Here is a 15,729-nt window from a genome sequence, read left to right on the forward strand (position 1 = left end):
TGACCGATTTTCCCTGCTATGCTATCTCTAAATTGGCGACGGGGATAATCAACTATCCTTAGAGCTTTGGGGTGTGGGGCAAAGCCCCGCAAAAAAAGAACTTCGAGTCACTTTGGCCCGAAGTCCTTACTTTTCCTTTTCTGTTTTCTTCTCCGGTTTGGCAAGCTCTGGTTGCTTTTCCTTCCATTCATTCAGCAGCTTAATAATGGTATCTTTCATTTCACGAGGGGTTTTCTCTTTACCGAAATATTGGCTCAGTTCTTGACTGGAAATAATCACTTTGTCAACCTCCTTTTTTTCTTCTAGCATGATGCCATCAATCACATCGGGTTTTAAGAGCTTCATTTGGTCAAGGTCACGCATTCGTTGGGCTTGCGAGAGAGAGGGGGACGATTGCTGCCCCTCAATGGCGATAGCAATATAACTTTGATTTTTCGGTGTAATGAACGCAAGTTCTACAGCAGGAGTGAAGGCAATTTTCTTCTCATCTACCATTTTCATTAGGTCAGGCACCAGCGAATTCAGCTTGATATAGCGCTGTACTTGCTTCACGGTCATTTTGTTGCGTTCAGCTACAACTTCATTGGAGCGTTGCCCGTTACCATTTCGCGCACCTTGTCGTTTAATAGCTTCCAATTGCATATCCAATGCTTTTGCACGTTCACTCGGAAGAATACTTTCGCGCTGGTTGGTATTGTCCTCTACCATTTGCGTAATGGCTTGCTCGTCCGTCAAGTTGCGGATGATACAAGGAATGTCCGCGATGCCAGCTAATTCACTGGCCTTTTGGCGGCGGTGTCCTGAAACGATTTCATAGCCGCCTTCTTCGCGGGGGCGCACAATAGCGGGCTGGGTAACGCCTTTATCCTTCACACTGGCGACCATGGCTGACATTTCATCGTCAACGCGGACTTGGAATGGATGATTCTTAAACGGATGAAGCTCGGAAAGCTTCACATATACAATTTGCTCCTGTTTTTCTGGCTGTGGTGCTTCCTTTGCTTCCACGGAAGCGGAAGGTACGGTTTGCTTAGAAGCATTGGATTTACTGGATTCAGAGTTAATTCCAATGGTTTGTTCTTGTTCAGTTTTTCCCTTCGGTGTTACCGTTTTTGACGCTGCCTTTGGTTTCGTAGGCTGGGAGGGCTGTTTATCCACTTTCTTAGCAGCCTTTCTCGGACTGGTCTTGGGCTTACTTTGCTGCTTGGCTTCTTCAAGCGGTTTTTCCTTATCCTGTTGGGCACTTTGGATTTTTGGGTCTGCTTTATCCGCTGTTTTCTTATCACGCGAACCGTTTTGTTCTAATTCCTTTACGGGTTCCTTCTTAGCGGCCATTTCTTTAATTTTTTCAAAAGGTACAACGATATCTCCAGAAGTGGGGATATGTCCTTGACCGTTAAAAGAAAGCGGCTGGGATTTTACCTCTTGCTGCTCTTTTGAAACGGTATCTTTCGTTGGAGCGGATGTCTCTACATTCATCTTAGGAATAGAGGATTTTTCAGTTGCTTGTGCCACCTTAACGGTAGCTCCTTGTTCCTTGGCAGGAGTTTCGTTCTCAGGAATACCTTTTACTGTGTCTGCCTTTTCCGGCTCCGTTTTTGACATTTGCTTTACCTCCTTTAACACGGGTCAACTTGACCCGAAGTGTCGCTATCCAGATACAAAAATGCCGCCCAGCTTGTCCAATGGGGCGGCATTTTGTGTAATGTGATAGCTCGAATTTTATTTTATTGCCCGTATACCGGGCTTTTTTGCAGTTTTCCTATTATGACAGTCCCCACTGGAGCAACCGGACCGCAGGGAGTCCAAGGCATTCAAGGAGTAACCGGAGCAACCGGGGCGACTGGAGCTAACGGTGTAACTGGAGCAGTTGGAGCGACTGGAGCAACCGGAGCAACCGGAGCGATCGGACCACAGGGAGTCCAAGGTATTCAAGGAGTAACCGGAGCAACCGGGGCGGCTGGAGCTAACGGTGTAACTGGAGCAGTTGGAGCGACTGGACCGACTGGAGCAATCGGAGCAACTGGACCACAGGGAGTCCAAGGTATTCAAGGAGCAACCGGAGCAACCGGAGCAACCGGGGCGACTGGAGCTAACGGTGTAACTGGAGCAGTCGGCGCGACTGGAGCAATCGGAGCAACTGGACCACAGGGAGTCCAAGGTATTCAAGGAGCAACCGGAGCACAGGGAGTGCAAGGCATTCAAGGAGTAACCGGAGCAACCGGGGCGGCTGGAGCTAACGGTGTAACTGGAGCAGTTGGAGCGACTGGACCGACTGGAGCAATCGGAGCAACTGGACCACAGGGAGTCCAAGGCATTCAAGGAGCAACCGGGGCAACCGGGGCAGCTGGCGCATCAGGCGCATCAACAATAATTCCATTCTCTTCCGGAGCACCAATTACCGTAACGACAATCCCGGGGGGATTAACCGGCACAGGGGCAATGCTCGGATTTGGCAATTCGTACTCAGGAGCTAGCATAATAGGTAATACAATAGATTTGACTGGAAATTATGGTTCGAATCTTAACCTGGCGTTTGTCGTTCCGCGTAATGGTACGATTACTTCGATTTATGCTTTCTTCAGTACAACTACAGCAATGTCTTTAGTAGGCACAACCGTAAACATTCAAGCACAAATGTATAAAGCGGGTAGTAACAGCAATAGTTTTACTCCTATTAGTGGTGCAGCAGTATCCTTGGCGCCTAGTTTTACAGGAATAATATCTATCGGATCTATTAGTACCGGATCAGCAACAGGATTAAATGCTGCTGTTCAGGCTGGTGATCGCTTAATGCTAGTATTCACTTCTACAGCTGCCGGTCTAAGCTTGATAAATTCAGTAACAGGTTATGCCAGCGCCGGAATTGAAATTAAGTAATTCAATATTTAGGGTTGGAATCATCCATCTTGTTTGATTGGAAGTGAGAAAATATGGCAAGGAAGCTAGTTTTGATAAAAAGATTGAGCTTAATGTTGGTGTTAGTTCTTATATTTCCATTCGTCATTCAATTTCCGTCTACGGGGTATGCAAAAGGACGTGCTTTTGAACAGGTAAAGCTGCTGGCTGCACCGGCGAATCTGGCAGTTAGCGCTACAACCTCCACAAGCATCGGCCTTACCTGGGATGCCGTAGTGGGAAGCTCTGACTCCGATGTGAGTTATAAGGTAAGCCTAGCGGAGCAGACCAATTCTAGCGTGACCGATGTGGTCTACACCTTTAATTCAGATGGGTTAACGGAGTATACGGTGAAGGGATTAGCTTCTGAGCGGAGCTATACATTCACGGTCCAAGCGGTAAATTTATCTGGACCTGTATCAAAAACAAGTCTCCCTTTAATCGCAAATACGCTTCCAGCAGAAGCACAATCTCCGACAACGAAAGAAGAGGAACTCCCACTAGCCGATCAAGAACCGCCGAGTAGCCCTAAGTTAAGTCTTATCGGTCGCACATCGGATAGTATTAGCATGGCATGGAGTTCATCCGATGATAATGTGGGAGTTGCGGAATATGTTCTATATCAGGACTCTAATCTGTTGGCAGAAGTAACGGTCAGCACAACAGTCTACTCGGCCGTCAACTTGAAGGCTGGACAAGAGTACACCTTTTTAGTACAAGCTATAGACGAAGCGGGGAATAAATCAGCATTCAGTAACGAGTTGAAGGTTAGTACACTTGATGATGTAAGTGTGGTTGGTCCGGTTATGAGCATGGGCAACGGGAATTCCTTCCATACATTGACTATCCAGCCGGATGGTACCGTATGGGCTTGGGGCAATAATAGGAAAGGTCAGCTCGGTGATAGTACGACCATTACTCGTAATAAGCCTGTGCGAATTGTTGGTTTGCCGGAGATAAGTGCCGCATCCGTTGGACAAGACCATTCCATCGCACTTGCGACGGACGGAACGGTTTGGACATGGGGAGGCAATAATGTGGGCCAGCTGGGTAATGGTGCGGTGGAGTCCCAGCTTATGCCGCAGCAAGTGCCTGGATTGGCGCATGTCGTAGCGGTTCAAGCGGGTGAGCAGCATTCGTTAGCGTTATTGTCCGATGGAACGGTGTGGGCGTGGGGACTTAATGCTTATGGGCAGCTTGGAAATGGTACCAACGAGGATAGCACATTACCGGTGCAGGTTGTAGGTTTGGAGCCAATAGCATCAATCTCGGCCGGAGCCTTTCATAATCTAGCGGTTAGCCGCGAGGGTCAGGTTTATGGATGGGGGTTCAATGCGTATGGTCAACTCGGCGATGACACAAAGATTGATCGCTCGACTCCCGTGCAGATTGCTGAATTAAACGGCGTTGCGTCCGTATCTGCCGGCTTCTACCACAGCATGGCAGTGAAAAAGGACGGAACCGTATGGAGCTGGGGAACGAACGCCAAGGGGATTTTGGGTGATGGGACAACCGAAGATCATTATACTCCCGTTCAAGCGGTGGATCTTGGCTCAGTGATCAGCGTATCCGCTGGCGCCTTGCACAGCATAGCGCTGAAGAGGGACGGAACTGTATGGCTATGGGGAGCGAACAACGAGGGTCAACTCGGTGGTGGAGCTGAGTCAGAGCGTTCTATCGCGTCAATGCTCAATATTGGCAGTCGTATCGTTACTATTAGTGCAGGTTATATGAGCGGCGGAGCGGTTAGCGAAGAGGGAGCCTTGCTGACTTGGGGTTACAATGGACTAGCCCAGCTTGGTGACGGCACTTATACTAATGTCATTGATCCGGTTACAATTTCACTTGTAGAAGAAACTAATTGAATTTGAAGAGTAGGGAATTCCATGCCTAAGTGGCAGGGAATTCCCTATTTTTGTATGTCGAAAGAGAAAACTCTCTGCTTTGTTATTTGAAAGCAAATGTCTTTGTGGCTAAAAAAAGAGACTCTTCTATATAAATAGAGGAGTCTCTTTAATGATAACAATTTAGATAAATAGATTATGATTAGATTGATCGGCTTGACCGAGGTAATACCCTACACCGCCGATTTTTACGCCGTCGATCAGTTCTTCACGGGTGATGCCCATAAGGTCCATAGACATTTGGCAGGCAACGATCTCGACACCTTGGTCGACAGCCATCTGAATCAACTCTTCCAAAGAAGAGACATTGTTGTTCTTCATTACAGAACGAATCATTTTGGAGCCCATGCCCATCATGTTCATATTGGAAAGGGTTAGCTTCCGGCTGCCGCGTGGCATCATCGCTCCGAACATTTTTCCGATGAAATTTTTGTTCACAGGTACTTTCTCATCCTTGCGGATAATGTTTAAGCCCCAGAAGGTAAAGAACATCGTTACTTTTTTGCCGCTGGAGGCTGCTCCATTAGCAATGATGAAGGAAGCAATCGCTTTATCCAAATCCCCGCTGAACACAACCATCGTACTTGCGTTACTAGTTTGGACGGGTTGTGTTCCTGCTAGTGCGGATTCTTCGCTCAAACCTTTGCACAGATAAGCTTCGATCATGCCCGTAGGCAGCTTCGTTAATTGCAAAAGCGTGTGCTTAGACATACGAGCCCATGCCTTGATATCTTCATAGAATCCCGGATCGGAAGCCGTTACCTTCAAGATTTGTCCGTCCATGAGCGGGTCCATGCTCATCTTGACTTGAATCAGCGGCCCGGGACAGCATAGTCCGCAAGCATCAAGCACGGAATCAGGTGTTAAATCTAATTCTTGTTTGGCTGGTGCGGATACGGGAATCCCATTTTCATTTCTCGTGGCCGTCGCCATTGCTGATCCAGACGCCGTAGCTGACCCAGATCCCGCTGCTGCAATCTCTTTGCTGGCTGCTGAAATCGTAGTGGTTGGCGCTGAGATATCTTTTTTCGTAGGAGTAAATTTGCTCAGTTGGTACGTCTTATAGCCGCCCGTCAGATTCTTCACACGGAAACCTTTTTGCTGCAAAATCCGGGAAGCCGTATAGCCTCTAAGTCCAACTTGGCAATACACCCAAATTTCTTTACTAGGGTCAAGCTCACTTAGACGACCACGCAAATCATCTACAGGGATGTTAATCGAGCCTTCAATATGGCCGTTGGCATGTTCGATTTCCGAACGCACGTCAACTAAAATGGTGTTGTTCTTGTCGCGTCCTTCTAAATCCTTTGGAACGAATACCGTGGTCATGCCTTGCAAAATATTTTCAGCGGCAAAGCCAGACATGTTCACCGGATCTTTAGCGGAAGAATAAGGAGGGGCGTAAGAAAGCTCCAATTCCGATAAATCAGTGACCGTACCTCTGAACCGAATAACTGTGGCGATATCGTCGATACGTTTATCTACTCCACTGTAACCGACAGCTTGTGCTCCTAGCACCGTACCATTTGGATCAAAGATCAGCTTCATAGAAATCGGAGTTGCCCCAGGGTAATAAGTTGCATGAGAGCTTGGATGTACGTAAATCACGTGATAAGGTAAGCCCAAACGCTGTAGTGTTTTTTCGTTATTGCCGGTAGAAGCACCAGTGATTCCAAATACTTTGATAATGGAAGTTCCTTGGGAACCTTTATAAGTAGTGTTTAGACCGCTAACGTTGTCTGCTGCAATCCGACCTTGTTTATTGGCAGGGCCTGCTAATGGAATGGCGGTTTTAGTTCCGTTTACGAAATCCACCACTTCGATCGCGTCACCGACAGCGTAAACCTGATCCAAATTTGTCTCCATACGCTCGTTGACCAAGATATGCCCGCGTGGACCGAACTCTAAGCCACTATCCTTCAGGAAAGAGGTATCCGGCGAAACGCCGATAGCCAGCAGAACCATATCACTTTGCAGCACCGTGCCACTTGCCAATTGAACTTCTATTTGTTCACCAACATCTGCAAACCCTTGAACCATATCCGAGAAAATAAGATTAACGCCATGCTCATCAAGCTCTTTTGCCAAAATAGAAGACATTTCAGGATCGAACGGAGCTAAGATTTGCGGACCCGCCTCGATCAAGGATACTTCCAGTCCAGCTTCTCTAAGGTTCTCAGCCATCTCAACACCGATAAATCCACCACCAATCACAACGGCTGAACGAGTGCCTTCGGCTGCGACTTTGGTTTTGATTTTGTCAGTGTCGGGAATGTTGCGCAGCATGTGAATTTTGGAACTCTCGATACCAGGTAGATTCGGACGAATTGGCTTAGCACCGGGTGATAAAATAAGCGCATCATAGCTCTCTTCATAGGAGCCTTTTTCTTTACTTTCTACTCGCACTTTCTTGTTCACAGGGTCGATAGACACCACTTCGCTTTGAATCCGAACATCGATGTTAAACCGTTTATGCATCGCCTCCGGTGTCTGCACCAGCAGCTTGGAACGGTCCTGAATGGAACCTCCGATATAATAAGGTAGTCCGCAATTGGCAAAAGAAATGTACGGATCACGCTCAAACATTACAATATGAGCCTCTTCATCTAATCTCCGAAGCCTGGCGGCGGCTGATGCGCCTCCTGCAACTCCTCCGACAATCAGTACTTTTTTACTCATGATGATTTAGTCCTCCCCTAAAAATAGCTGAATTAGATGTTTGATCTTCTCGTCTTTAACAGAATAGTTAATTTCCAGTCCATTACGTTCGGTTTCGACAATGCCTAGGGATCTAAGCTTCTGTAAATGCTGTGATACCGTAGATTGTGGAAGGTCAAGACAGTCTTGCATGAAGCTAACGTTGCAGCTGCCTTTTTCAAGCAGTCCTTTAATGATGCATAAGCGAACGGGATGAGCGATAGCCTTTAAGGTTTCGGCGGTTTGGTTATAGGCTTTAAAATTTTTGTCCATGGTTATGAACTCCTCGCTTTACAATATCCTTATATCGTAATATTATGATATAGTGATATGAAAATCAAGTTATTTTTACAAAAGAGAAGGAGAGATGCTCGATGGCTTTTAAAATTCCAAAGGAAATTACTCCTCAGCAAGTGGCGGAACGTCTGAAGAATGGAGAAGCTCCTACGCTGCTGGATGTACGCGAACCCGCCGAATGGGTGGAGGGACATGTGATCGGTGCTAAGCATATTCCGCTTGGACAGCTGTTAATGCGTATAGATGAACTAGATCCTAATGCAGAGACAATTGTGATGTGCTTAAGTGGTGGTCGAAGTGGACTGGCGTGTGAGCTGCTGAGCGAAAAGGGATACAATGTTGTGAACATGACGGGTGGATTAGGTGCTTGGACGGATGATTTTTTGGTGCGGGGGTAATAGCCATGACGGTTCGGATCATACTATTTGTTCTATTAGTAATAAGTCTTGTGCGGGTCCTACGTTACGCTTGGCCTGTCCGTTCACTCTCATTTGTGGAAGCACGCGACGTTCGCGAATTAGCAGATCAATCATTGGACATGAAAATGCTCGATGTGAGGGATGCCGTAGATTATGAGAAGAACAATATCCGTGGTTCGATAAATATATCGCTTGGGCGGCTAGCTTATGTATGGCAGCATTGTCTATCCCCAGGCGATTCGGTCCTAATTCTTGCAGATAGTTATTATAAAAGAAACAAAGCTGCGAGAATTCTTAATAAGCAGGGTTTTCGAAAGTTATATGCGGTAAACGGTGATTTTTTAGGGAACAAAAGAACGCTCTCCGACATTTCTGTGAAAGGTTGTTGTGAAGGATAATGGATTTAAGCTCATGGATGTCCCGTCTCGGATTTGGTAAAAGCACAAGCGCAAGTGTTAGAACATTGAAGCCGGCTGAATTCCGCAGTGAAATGGATAAATCTAAAACAAAGCTTGTGATCGATGTACGCGAACCGGATGAATACAAGAGTGGATTTATTCGGGGGGCGAAAAATATCCCATTATCCCAGCTGGAGCAGCGACTAGGGGAAATCCCGAAAGATCGGGATGTGCTACTCTACTGCCGCAGTGGTATGCGAAGCAAAAGTGCAGCGCGGATTCTAAGTAAGCACGGATATACTCGACTTGCACATTTGCAGGGCGGGGTAAGTAGCTGGGATGGGAAGTTGGGTCGGAGGTAGGCTTAGTGGATTTCATTTTATATTGAGGATAGGCTCACTTAGGTTGCTTTAACGTTGAATGTAGAGTGTTATTGACAGTATCAGGAAGCGAATACTATACTTTTGATTAATAGGACGAAGCACGTCCCGTACCCATATTGGGTGCGGGATTTTTTTATGTCGAGGAGGAGGGTGACGTATGGGATTTGCGGAGGAACATCGTAAGTGGGTAGAGGAGCATATGAGTCGAAGGACGGGAGAAAGGAGGGGGAGATTGAAGCGGGGACATGGCCATGGTGAGCGGATGTTTTTGGAGAAGGTATGGTGGCCTATGATGGGTCATCTTAATGACCTCCATCCTGAATATGAAGTGTTGGATTGGCGCAGCAGGCCCTACTTTATTGATTTTGTGTGGAAACCTGGGCAGGTGAAATTTGCGTTTGAAGTAAAGGGCTACGGCCCGCATGTGCAAAATACAGACAGAACGCGCTATCGGCAGGAGCTAAATCGAGAGACTTATCTGCAAATCGCGGGTTATCGGGTGGTGGCGATTCCTTATGATGACCTGGAAGCAAGTCCTGAACTTACGATTACTTTGCTTCGGCCGTTGCTGATGCCGTACCTCGTATTGAAACTGGAAGAGAAGGAGGAGTTCAGCCGACTGGAGCGTGATATTTTGCGGATTGCTGTGCGTTCGAATGGTTGTATTCGGCCGGTTGATTTGGTGAAGGAGCTTGGGATAGACAAGCGTACGGCTATAAAAGGTTTGAGTCTTCTCTGTAATAAAGGAAAGTTTAGTCCTATAATTTTGGAGAAGAGTGGTAGAGTTTGCCGATATGAATATAAGCATTCCTTTAAGGATGATCAGCTATGGTAAGCTTTCATAAAGAGGTACAAAAATCCCCTAGATATCGGACGAAAGGCGTGAAATGGGCGAAAGAGGTACAAAAATCCCCTAGATATTAGCTGAAAGGCGTGAAATGGGTGAAAGAGGTGCAAAAATCCCCTAGATATCGGCCGAAAGGCGAGAAATGTGCGAAAGAGGTGTAAAAATCCCCTAGATATCGGTTGAAAGGCGAGAAATGGGCGAAAGAGGTACAAAAATCCCCTAGATATCGCCTCTGAAGGGCGAGAAGTGGGTGAAAGAGGTGCAAAAATCCCCTAGATATCGGCTGAAAGGCGAGAAATGGGCGAAAGAGGTACAAAAATCCCCTAGATATCGGCTAAAAGGCGAGAAATGGGTGAAAGAGGTGCAAAAATCCCCTAGATATCGGCTGAAAGGCGTGAAATGGGCGAAAGAGGTACAAAAATCCCCCAGATATCGGCTAAAAGGCGAGAAATGTGCGAAAGAGGTGTAAAAATCCCCTAGATATCGGTTGAAAGGCGAGAAATGGGCGAAAGAGGTACAAAAATCCCCTAGATATCGCCCCTGAAGGGCGAGAAGTGGGTGAAAGAGGTACAAAAATCATTCTGGGATGTTACACGAGAGCAATATTGCATCGAAAATGGAGAACACGCGAAGAGGATATCATTCCTTCCCGTAATTTGTATAACAACACTAATGTGTGTATTTTTGGACGAATGCAAAGCAGGCGGAGCTTCCGTACATCCGGTAAAAGAGGGAGCTTGGATCGCTTTTAATGACATGACCTTAGATATAGGATGGAGTGTGCAATATGGAATGTTTGGGATGTCGGATTGCTAATGGAATTGAGCCTAACGTAAAAGTAGTATATGAAAATGAATTTATTACTTGTGTACTAGATATCGCTCCGTTTAACGAAGGGCATATTCTGATCCTTCCTAAAAAGCATTACTGGGATCTCGAAGAAATCGATTCAGAGACTTCGTATGCGATTATGGATGGGTCGAAGAAGTTATCAGTCGTTCTGAAAACATTGTTCAAACCGGATGGCATAAGCATATGCCAAAATGGCGGAAAGTTTAATGATTTGACCCATTACCATATGCACCTCATTCCTAGATACGAAGGCGATGGATTCGCTTGGAGTGAACCACTACACCCGCACGGTGCTGAGAAGTTATTAAGTCACACGCAAGCAAAGATTCTTAACGTATTAAAAAAGCAATAAACATAAAAAGGCATTCCTGAAGCAATATCAGGATGCCCTTTTCTTTAAACAGAGCGCACTAATCACATCCGCCACCGCCGCCAGAATCTCCTCCACCGAAATCTCCCCCGCTACTGTGCCCGCTATCCCCACTCCAGCTATGCCCGCTGTCATGTCCGGAATGATGATGGGAGTCGCCACCGTGATGGTGATGATGTTGGTGGTGATTAGAGTGATTAGAGTGATTAGAGTGATTAGAGTGATTAGAGTGATTCGGGTTATTTGGATCTAATAGATCTGGATGGCTGGCTGCCATAAAAGACATACTGGCCGCATCATCACGTCTATTCCCCTCAAATCTGTTGCTGTTCGAGCTGCTTGAACCATTGCGAACTACGGCCTGTATGATAATAAATACAACAACTCCAATAAACAGGATTCCAAACACCACTATTGATCGCCCTCCCAGTTGTTCATTATAAGCTGTGCTTTTTAAAATTGTACCATAATATCGAATAGATGGATTTAAGGGAATGGAATCAGCGATTAGCTGTTTTGATCAGAAACTCAAGATTTCGATAAAAAATACTGCCAAACTTCCAGTGAAGGTACGGCTCAGGAATTTCTATATCATTCACGTCGATCAGAGCATTCTCCAGAACCATTTGTTTACTAATGCTAATTAGATCATTTATATATTGTCTGATTTGTTGGATATAAGGGCTAGAAGCAGCAGGTCCATGTCCAGGGACTAACAGGTCTACTTTTAAATTCTCTATGAAAGTAAGTGCCTCCAACCATGATATAGGGTCACCATCTACTAGGAGTGGATGATTATGAACGGCGACAATATCTCCAACAAAAGCGATGGAATCCGAAGGTGAATATAGAATTGTATCACAATCAGTATGTGCTGCACCCACCGATAAGAGTTCAACAGTTCTCGCTGATCCGTGTAGGGTTATTTTTCGATCATAGGTCAGCTGAGGCAGCGTCACTTTAAGTGTTAGTATGGACTCTTTGATTTCTAGTAGATAGGAAAGCTCAGAGGACAGTTCTTTTTGTTTCAAAGTATCGTGATCAAGAGAAGCGTTTAGTTTAAGAATGTCTTCTTCTAGGTTAGGGAGAAGGTTCCTCATACGATTGAGCCATTCAGGTTGAGTCTTCATCATGAGCTTTCTTGTAGTACTAGAAGATACTATTAGTTCCTCCGAAAAGTGTTGGTTTCCTCTAACATGGTCTCCATGCCAATGACTGTTGATGATGTATTTTATGGGTTGATTAAAAAAATATAAAGCAGCCTCTCTAAGATCTTTACCTGCTTGTGGAGTATTGAACGTGTCGAAAATCAATGTGTGGTCGCCCATATCTATTAATCCTGCATTGCTCATGGCTCCGCCTTGCTCCTTGGCTTCAAGGACGTAAATTCCTTCGGCTAGCGGTACACAGTTAAAATGTCTGGAGTGAAACATGATCAACCTCTTTTCATAGGGAATCAAGCATCAATACTTTTGCTATTTTACAATTTTATGGAATGGATCGCTGTGAGATTGTTCTTTTTTTATTTAGAAAAGGTTGATTTTATCACCCCGATTTGCTACCATACGATGTAACTTAATAGTTATTGTTTTCTAGGGTTCCGCAGCTGGTGCACAGCTGGTCTGGTCCGAGGGAAAACGCACGAACAACATCGTTCGTGTCTACACGGAGGGATAAAAGCCCGGGAGGTATCGTTATAAATGACGATGACCTTCCGGGCTTATTTGTTTGTTTCGTGGGCAATTATAAAGTTAGTGAATTGAAGGAGGGCTTGGAATGAAGAACAATTCAGAGTGGTTAAAGGTAGTTGGTGCAGCTGTTTTCGAGGTCATGTGGGTCATCGGCTTGAAGCATGCCTCCACGATGTGGGAGTGGCTGATAACTGTGGTAGCTATAATAATAAGCTTCTATGTGATGATTTCAGCGAGTACTAAATTGCCGGTCGGCACGGTTTATTCCGTGTTTGTTGGTCTAGGAACTGCAGGTACAGTAGTTGCGGACATGGTTTTATTCGGAGAACCGTTCAAGTTGATGAAGCTGGTTCTAGTGGTTATTTTGCTGGCAGGCGTTATAGGATTGAAAATGGTGACCAAAGAAGCCGAAGTAAAGGGGGAGTCTTAAATGGCATGGGTATTTCTGGTTGTTGCTGGTTTATTTGAAATGTTTGGAGTAGCTATGATTAATAGGTTGAATAAACACCGGAATTTCCTGTCGTTCGCGCTGCTCTTTCTTGGTTTCGGAGCAAGCTTTCTGTTTCTGTCTTTAGCTATGAAGAGTCTGCCGATGGGAACAGCTTATGCGGTATGGACAGGAATCGGTGCATCCGGCGGAGCGATTCTGGGGATGATATTGTATGGAGAGGCCAAAGACTGGCGCCGGATCGTCTGTATTATTATGATTCTGGGGGCCGCTGTGGGACTAAAACTGATAGCTTAGTTTGGGATTCATTCGTAATTTTTCTCTACAAAAGAGAGATTAGTTAAAATTTAGACACGATTCAGATGTTTAGAAAGGTTCTTATAGGTCGTATAAAGTAAGTATACAATACTTCAATAAGGGGATTTTTAATATGACTAAGGATTCAATCGAACATTTGGCTGAAATCGCAAGAATGAACCAATCTAACCGCATGCTGCTTCCAGATGGAACGTCACTTTCCAGAATCGGGCAGGGAACTTGGAATATGGGCGATGACGCTTCCCGCAGGGAGGAAGAGATCGCTGCCCTGCGATTAGGCGTGGAACTAGGCATGAATTTAATAGATACGGCTGAGATGTATGGGGACGGGCGCTCGGAGCTTTTAGTGGGTGAGGCTATCAAAGGTATTCGGGATCAAGTTTTCTTGGTGTCAAAAGTCTATCCACATAATGCCGGGAATGAGCGCCTTATCCGCAGTTGTGAAGAAAGCCTGAAACGTTTGAATACAGATCATCTGGATCTTTATCTGCTGCATTGGCGGGGAGATATTCCACTAGAAGAGACTGTTGTAGGTATGGAGAAACTAGTCTCTCAAGGAAAAATAGCAAGATGGGGTGTATCCAATTTCGATGTCGACGATATGAAAGAACTGCTTGGTATTGCTGGAGGAACTCATTGTGCTACCAATCAGATTCTATATCATTTAGGGTCCAGAGGAATTGAAACTGAATTGCTGCCATGGCAACGAAGCCACAAGATCCCGGTAATGGCTTACTCACCGCTTGCTCAAGCAGGTTCACTCCGAAAAGGAGTGATCGAGAGTGAAGTCGTTCAGGAAATCGCCAGTGCGCATAATGCAACTCCGCTTCAGATTATGCTAGCTTGGACAATGCGTGAAGAGGATATTTTTTCTATTCCAAAAGCTTCTTCCCGTGAACATGTCATTGAGAATGCTGCCGCAGGCTTGATTACCCTAAGTAAGGATGAAATTTGGAAGCTGGATGAAGCTTTCCCAATACCGTCTTGGAAAGTGCCGCTGGATATGATTTAAATAAGCGCTTTTCACATAAAAGAAGCCCTCATTCACTGCGAAAGTGTTTGAGGGCTTCTTTTTTATTTCTTATGCGATTAGCTGTTTTCAATAATCGTCTGTAACGTAGTCCGGTCAAGACCTTCTACCAGCTTGATCAGAAGCTCTTTAGCAGCATCGTAGTCATCGCTGTGAATCACTGATGAAGCGGTGTGTATGTAGCGGGAGCATATTCCGATTACAGCAGAAGGAACGCCGATTCCACTAACATGAACTTGCCCCGCATCTGTTCCACCTTGAGAAACAAAGTACTGATATTTGATCCGGTGGGTATCCGCTGTATCTTGTACATATTCAATCAGACCGCGATGTGTAACCATCGTAGGATCAAAGATGCGCAGGAGAGCTCCTTTACCCAGGTGGCCAAATGCTTGGCTGTCGCCTGTCATATCGGCAGCAGCGCTCGCGTCCAGACCGAAGAAGATGTCCGGTGACAGGAGATTAGCCGCAGTACGCGCGCCCCGCAAGCCTACTTCCTCTTGTACAGTGGCACCAGCAAAAACGGTATTCGGCAGCTTTTTACCGTGCAATGCTTTAACTAGTTCAATGGCGAGACCTACGCCGTAACGGTTGTCCCAAGCTTTCGCCAAGATTTTTTTGGGATTAGCAAGAGGGGTAAACGGACAAATAGGCAGAACTTGTTGGCCTGGTCTAACGCCAAAGCTTTCTGCTTCCTCACGGCTGTCTGCACCGATATCGATATACATTTTGCTTATCTCACCAGTCTTGCCGCGTTCTTCGTTGCTTAGCAAATGGATAGGCGTGCTGCCAACAACACCGGTCAGCGTTCCTTTAGGTGTAATGATATGTAGGCGCTGGGATGCAACAGCAGAGGCAAGCCAGCCGCCAAGGGGTTGAAAACGAATCATCCCGGTGTTAGTAATTCCAGTTACCATGAAACCTACTTCGTCAAAGTGCCCGGCGACCATAATCTTTGGTCCGTTCTCTTCGCCGCGCAGTACGCCGAACAAACTTCCGAGACGATCCTGTACGAACTCATCAGTATAAGGAGTCATAGCATCCTTGACGTAAGCGCGGAGTTCACGCTCAAATCCTGGGGCTGAGGGAAATTCGGTAAGTGTTTTAAACATGTCCAATGTTTCTTGATTCATATGAATTCACTCCAATTCTTATATTTCTACGAGAAACGGATGTT

The 15,729-nt window shown here is 45.8% G+C and carries 17 protein-coding genes and 1 riboswitch; of the genes, 11 read left to right on the plus strand and 6 right to left on the minus strand.

Annotated elements, in window-relative coordinates; all coding sequences use genetic code 11:
- Nucleotides 1-126 precede the first annotated feature (126 nt).
- The gene (locus ACDZ28_RS16460) at nucleotides 127-1,605 is read right to left on the minus strand and encodes a ParB/RepB/Spo0J family partition protein (RefSeq protein WP_375105237.1); all 1,479 of its coding nucleotides are present in this window, start codon (nucleotides 1,603-1,605) and stop codon (nucleotides 127-129) included.
- Between the two features lie 162 nt (nucleotides 1,606-1,767).
- Between ACDZ28_RS16460 and ACDZ28_RS16465 the strand changes: the two genes are divergently transcribed.
- Entirely contained in the window at nucleotides 1,768-2,880 is a 1,113-nt protein-coding gene (locus ACDZ28_RS16465) for an exosporium glycoprotein BclB-related protein (protein WP_375105238.1), read from the plus strand.
- Nucleotides 2,881-2,951: 71 nt separating this feature from the next.
- Nucleotides 2,952-4,763 (plus strand): fibronectin type III domain-containing protein, encoded by a 1,812-nt coding sequence (locus tag ACDZ28_RS16470; protein WP_375105239.1) that lies wholly within the window; start codon nucleotides 2,952-2,954, stop codon nucleotides 4,761-4,763.
- Nucleotides 4,764-4,925: 162 nt separating this feature from the next.
- Here the strand turns inward: ACDZ28_RS16470 and ACDZ28_RS16475 are convergent, their stop codons facing one another.
- Together ACDZ28_RS16475 and ACDZ28_RS16480 are read right to left on the minus strand one after the other, a co-directional pair.
- Complete coding sequence (locus ACDZ28_RS16475; protein ID WP_076119385.1) at nucleotides 4,926-7,481, minus strand: FAD-dependent oxidoreductase; 2,556 nt, start codon at nucleotides 7,479-7,481, stop codon at nucleotides 4,926-4,928.
- A 6-nt stretch (nucleotides 7,482-7,487) separates the two neighbouring features.
- Nucleotides 7,488-7,772, minus strand: a complete 285-nt coding sequence (locus ACDZ28_RS16480; protein WP_042125344.1) for a helix-turn-helix transcriptional regulator — start codon at nucleotides 7,770-7,772, stop codon at nucleotides 7,488-7,490.
- 101 nt (nucleotides 7,773-7,873) lie between these two features.
- Here ACDZ28_RS16480 and ACDZ28_RS16485 point away from each other — a divergent pair, with 101 nt between their 5' ends.
- From ACDZ28_RS16485 to ACDZ28_RS16510, 6 genes are all read left to right on the plus strand, one after another.
- The gene (locus ACDZ28_RS16485) at nucleotides 7,874-8,194 is read left to right on the plus strand and encodes a rhodanese-like domain-containing protein (RefSeq protein WP_042125346.1); all 321 of its coding nucleotides are present in this window, start codon (nucleotides 7,874-7,876) and stop codon (nucleotides 8,192-8,194) included.
- 5 nt (nucleotides 8,195-8,199) lie between these two features.
- Nucleotides 8,200-8,613 carry a rhodanese-like domain-containing protein gene (locus tag ACDZ28_RS16490; RefSeq protein ID WP_375105240.1) on the plus strand — a complete coding sequence of 138 codons (414 nt, stop codon included), beginning with the start codon at nucleotides 8,200-8,202 and terminating at the stop codon, nucleotides 8,611-8,613.
- Complete coding sequence (locus ACDZ28_RS16495) at nucleotides 8,613-8,975, plus strand: rhodanese-like domain-containing protein (RefSeq protein WP_076119391.1); 363 nt, start codon at nucleotides 8,613-8,615, stop codon at nucleotides 8,973-8,975. Before ACDZ28_RS16490 ends, ACDZ28_RS16495 begins: the two co-directional genes overlap by 1 nt.
- 178 nt (nucleotides 8,976-9,153) lie before the next feature.
- Nucleotides 9,154-9,831: a hypothetical protein gene (locus ACDZ28_RS16500; RefSeq protein ID WP_375105241.1), complete on the plus strand. Its 678-nt coding sequence runs from the start codon at nucleotides 9,154-9,156 to the stop codon at nucleotides 9,829-9,831.
- A gap of 262 nt (nucleotides 9,832-10,093) precedes the next feature.
- On the plus strand, nucleotides 10,094-10,312 hold the full coding sequence (locus ACDZ28_RS16505) for a hypothetical protein (RefSeq protein ID WP_375105242.1): 219 nt from the start codon (nucleotides 10,094-10,096) through the stop codon (nucleotides 10,310-10,312).
- Between the two features lie 318 nt (nucleotides 10,313-10,630).
- The gene (locus tag ACDZ28_RS16510) at nucleotides 10,631-11,047 is read left to right on the plus strand and encodes an HIT family protein (RefSeq protein ID WP_375105243.1); all 417 of its coding nucleotides are present in this window, start codon (nucleotides 10,631-10,633) and stop codon (nucleotides 11,045-11,047) included.
- A gap of 58 nt (nucleotides 11,048-11,105) precedes the next feature.
- Here the strand turns inward: ACDZ28_RS16510 and ACDZ28_RS16515 are convergent, their stop codons facing one another.
- Together ACDZ28_RS16515 and ACDZ28_RS16520 are read right to left on the minus strand one after the other, a co-directional pair.
- A complete protein-coding gene (locus ACDZ28_RS16515) occupies nucleotides 11,106-11,477 on the minus strand; it encodes a hypothetical protein (RefSeq protein ID WP_375105244.1) in 372 nt (123 codons plus the stop codon).
- 88 nt (nucleotides 11,478-11,565) lie between these two features.
- Nucleotides 11,566-12,498, minus strand: a complete 933-nt coding sequence (locus ACDZ28_RS16520) for an MBL fold metallo-hydrolase (protein WP_375105245.1) — start codon at nucleotides 12,496-12,498, stop codon at nucleotides 11,566-11,568.
- 148 nt (nucleotides 12,499-12,646) lie between these two features.
- A riboswitch (guanidine-I (ykkC/yxkD leader) is annotated at nucleotides 12,647-12,755 on the plus strand.
- Nucleotides 12,756-12,841: 86 nt separating this feature from the next.
- Between ACDZ28_RS16520 and ACDZ28_RS16525 the strand changes: the two genes are divergently transcribed.
- The 3 genes from ACDZ28_RS16525 (at nucleotide 12,842) to ACDZ28_RS16535 (ending at nucleotide 14,534) form a co-directional block, all read left to right on the plus strand.
- Nucleotides 12,842-13,186, plus strand: a complete 345-nt coding sequence (locus ACDZ28_RS16525; protein WP_042125357.1) for a multidrug efflux SMR transporter — start codon at nucleotides 12,842-12,844, stop codon at nucleotides 13,184-13,186.
- Nucleotides 13,187-13,501: a multidrug efflux SMR transporter gene (locus ACDZ28_RS16530; protein ID WP_042125359.1), complete on the plus strand. Its 315-nt coding sequence runs from the start codon at nucleotides 13,187-13,189 to the stop codon at nucleotides 13,499-13,501.
- A 133-nt stretch (nucleotides 13,502-13,634) separates the two neighbouring features.
- Nucleotides 13,635-14,534, plus strand: a complete 900-nt coding sequence (locus ACDZ28_RS16535; RefSeq protein WP_375105246.1) for an aldo/keto reductase — start codon at nucleotides 13,635-13,637, stop codon at nucleotides 14,532-14,534.
- 77 nt (nucleotides 14,535-14,611) lie between these two features.
- On the opposite strand, the gene ACDZ28_RS16540 is transcribed toward ACDZ28_RS16535, so the two are convergent.
- On the minus strand, nucleotides 14,612-15,685 hold the full coding sequence (locus ACDZ28_RS16540; protein WP_042125363.1) for a M42 family metallopeptidase: 1,074 nt from the start codon (nucleotides 15,683-15,685) through the stop codon (nucleotides 14,612-14,614).
- Nucleotides 15,686-15,729: the final 44 nt, after the last annotated feature.

The sequence above is a fragment of the Paenibacillus sp. RS8 genome (genome assembly GCF_041956825.1).
Taxonomy (GTDB): Bacteria; Bacillota; Bacilli; order Paenibacillales; family Paenibacillaceae; genus Paenibacillus_AQ.

Coding starts and splice junctions, on each gene's coding strand:
- ACDZ28_RS16460 (WP_375105237.1), bottom strand. CDS start 1,605: ATGTCAAAAACGGAGCCGGAAAAGGCAGACACAGTAAAAGGTATTCCT.
- ACDZ28_RS16465 (WP_375105238.1), top strand. CDS start 1,768: ATGACAGTCCCCACTGGAGCAACCGGACCGCAGGGAGTCCAAGGCATT.
- ACDZ28_RS16475 (WP_076119385.1), bottom strand. CDS start 7,481: ATGAGTAAAAAAGTACTGATTGTCGGAGGAGTTGCAGGAGGCGCATCA.
- ACDZ28_RS16480 (WP_042125344.1), bottom strand. CDS start 7,772: ATGGACAAAAATTTTAAAGCCTATAACCAAACCGCCGAAACCTTAAAG.
- ACDZ28_RS16485 (WP_042125346.1), top strand. CDS start 7,874: ATGGCTTTTAAAATTCCAAAGGAAATTACTCCTCAGCAAGTGGCGGAA.
- ACDZ28_RS16490 (WP_375105240.1), top strand. CDS start 8,200: ATGACGGTTCGGATCATACTATTTGTTCTATTAGTAATAAGTCTTGTG.
- ACDZ28_RS16495 (WP_076119391.1), top strand. CDS start 8,613: ATGGATTTAAGCTCATGGATGTCCCGTCTCGGATTTGGTAAAAGCACA.
- ACDZ28_RS16500 (WP_375105241.1), top strand. CDS start 9,154: ATGGGATTTGCGGAGGAACATCGTAAGTGGGTAGAGGAGCATATGAGT.
- ACDZ28_RS16510 (WP_375105243.1), top strand. CDS start 10,631: ATGGAATGTTTGGGATGTCGGATTGCTAATGGAATTGAGCCTAACGTA.
- ACDZ28_RS16520 (WP_375105245.1), bottom strand. CDS start 12,498: ATGTTTCACTCCAGACATTTTAACTGTGTACCGCTAGCCGAAGGAATT.
- ACDZ28_RS16525 (WP_042125357.1), top strand. CDS start 12,842: ATGAAGAACAATTCAGAGTGGTTAAAGGTAGTTGGTGCAGCTGTTTTC.
- ACDZ28_RS16530 (WP_042125359.1), top strand. CDS start 13,187: ATGGCATGGGTATTTCTGGTTGTTGCTGGTTTATTTGAAATGTTTGGA.
- ACDZ28_RS16535 (WP_375105246.1), top strand. CDS start 13,635: ATGACTAAGGATTCAATCGAACATTTGGCTGAAATCGCAAGAATGAAC.
- ACDZ28_RS16540 (WP_042125363.1), bottom strand. CDS start 15,685: ATGAATCAAGAAACATTGGACATGTTTAAAACACTTACCGAATTTCCC.